The organism is Bacteroides mediterraneensis (assembly GCF_016900355.1).
Classification (GTDB): domain Bacteria; phylum Bacteroidota; class Bacteroidia; order Bacteroidales; family Bacteroidaceae; genus Phocaeicola.
The window spans coordinates 1-509 of the sequence record NZ_JACJKA010000069.1 but is presented as its reverse complement, the minus strand read 5'-3'; the positions used below and the strand labels follow the sequence as shown (position 1 = coordinate 509).

The 509-nt window shown below is 45.4% G+C and carries 1 protein-coding gene; it reads right to left on the bottom strand.

Translation table 11 applies throughout. From position 1 onward, the window contains the following. A partial coding sequence (locus H6A28_RS14850) for a hypothetical protein (protein ID WP_239465393.1) occupies positions 1–509 on the bottom strand: 509 nt, incomplete at both ends.

Sequence of the window (509 nt, the reverse complement as noted above, 5' to 3'; positions counted from 1 at the left end):
CAATAAACTGGGTTTTTCCTTCAAAATTCTGTAGGTACTGCGAATCTCTCACGACGTTAGCGTCATCTAAGGCTGCTTCCGCCTCATCTAAAACCACAAACGGTACCGGTCTAACTTTGAGGATAGCAAATAATAGGGCAATCGCAGTCAAAGCTTTTTCTCCCCCGGACAACAAGGTTAGGGTTTGAAATTTCTTACCTGGTGGTTGGGCCATAATTTCTACCCCAGTCGTCAGTAAATCACTATCTGTTAGGCTAAGCTTAGCCCGGCCCCCACCAAAGATGGCAGGGAAAATTTCTTCAAAGGCCTGACCCACCTCTTCAAAGGTTTGCTTGAAGCGGCGATTAACTTCGCCATCCATTTCCTGCATGCTCTTTTCTAGTTGGGCCTTGGCAGCCAAGAGGTCGTCTTGTTGCTTAGCCAAAAATTCATAGCGTTCGTTAACCCGGTCAAATTCTGAAATAGCCCCTAAATTAACGTCACCTAATTCATCTAACCCCAACTGTAAT